Annotated in this window: 2 protein-coding genes and 1 pseudogene; 1 reads left to right on the forward strand and 2 read right to left on the reverse strand. The window is 62.1% G+C overall.

Going from position 1 to position 1,227, the window contains the following annotated elements; genetic code table 11:
• The coding region (locus AUC71_RS12980; RefSeq protein ID WP_141701688.1) for an SDR family oxidoreductase at positions 1-611 on the forward strand (611 nt) is incomplete at its 5' end.
• A 103-nt stretch (positions 612-714) separates the two neighbouring features.
• Here AUC71_RS12980 and AUC71_RS12985 read toward each other — a convergent pair.
• Both AUC71_RS12985 and AUC71_RS22405 read right to left on the reverse strand, forming a co-directional pair.
• The gene (locus AUC71_RS12985; protein WP_069624598.1) at positions 715-1,053 is read right to left on the reverse strand and encodes an endonuclease domain-containing protein; all 339 of its coding nucleotides are present in this window, start codon (positions 1,051-1,053) and stop codon (positions 715-717) included.
• Between the two features lie 90 nt (positions 1,054-1,143).
• A pseudogene (locus AUC71_RS22405) lies at positions 1,144-1,227 on the reverse strand (cupin domain-containing protein); the annotation flags it as partial.

Below are 1,227 nucleotides of genomic sequence, written 5' to 3' on the forward strand. Positions count from 1 at the left end.
CGACGCGGCCAACGCCTTCAAGAAGAAACCGGCATTCCGGTCTTCAAGTGGGCGTCGGCGACTTCCAGGCCTGCGAGCAAGGCGTCATCGCCGTTGAGAACGAGGTCGGCCCCGTCGAGGTGCTGGTCAACAATGCCGGCATCTCGCGCGACGCCATGCTCCAGAAGATGAGCCACGAGCAGTGGTCGGAAGTCATCCGCACCGACCTCGACTCCGTATTCAACATGACCCGGCAAGTGATCAACGGGATGCGCGAGCGCGGCTTCGGCCGGATCGTCTCGATCTCCTCGATCAATGGCCAGCAAGGCATGCTGGGCTTGGCCAATTACTGTTCGGCCAAAGCCGGCATGATCGGCTTCACCCGCACCGTTGCGCTTGAAGGCGCGCGCAAGGGCATCACCGCCAACGCCATCGCCCCCGGTTACGTTGCGACCGAGCTCCTGGCCAATGTCTCCGAAAAGGTGATGGAGCACATCGTTGGCCAGATCCCCGTGGGGCGTCTGGGCGAAGCGGAAGAGGTCGCCCGCTGTGTGGTGTTCCTCGCCGCCGATGAGTCCGCCTGGATCACCGGCTCGACGCTGACCATCAATGGCGGCCAGCTGATGGATTAAGGGCTGCTCGCTTCGAAAATTCGGGCAGAGCAGAGATGCAGGTTCCATCCCTCCCCCTCCGTGGGGAGGGACGGCGTCGCCTTTGCGACGCCGGGGTGGGGGGTCAGCTGTGCTCCAATTCGTGAAGCAGTTTTTCCAAGACCCCGTCTAAATTCTGCTCCACCTCGTTGTTCCACACACGAAAAATTTTGAAACCCGCTGTCGTGAGCTTTGCGTCACGCGCGGCATCTCTCGCCGCGAAATCTCGCGTCGAGTGTTGACTCCCATCCAATTCGATAACCACACGCGGGTGGTAGCAGGCAAAGTCGACAATGCAGTCCTTGATCGCCACCTGTCGCCGGAAGTGGAATCCGAGCGCACGAAGCTCACGCAGACGCAGCCAGAGCCTAACCTCATGTCGCGTCATTCGCTTGCGAAGGGTTCGAGCCAGTTCGTTCGCCATACCTCCAGAATAGCGCATCCCCCCACCCGGCGCGCGATGCGCGCCGACCTCCCCACGAGGGGGAGGTATGAGTTCGTTGAGCTTCTTGGGCTAAGGCTCCCAGCCTTGAGGGGCGAGCTCGAAGCCTGCGAAGTCGAAGCCCGGCGCCACCGTGCAGCCCATCAGCCGTCCAGG

This window comes from Methyloceanibacter marginalis (assembly GCF_001723295.1).
GTDB classification, from domain to species: Bacteria; Pseudomonadota; Alphaproteobacteria; order Rhizobiales; family Methyloligellaceae; genus Methyloceanibacter; species Methyloceanibacter marginalis.

What these genes read in the sequence shown, in the direction of transcription:
- AUC71_RS12985 (WP_069624598.1), bottom strand. Translation starts at nt 1,053, where the DNA reads ATGGCGAACGAACTGGCTCGAACCCTTCGCAAGCGAATGACGCGACAT.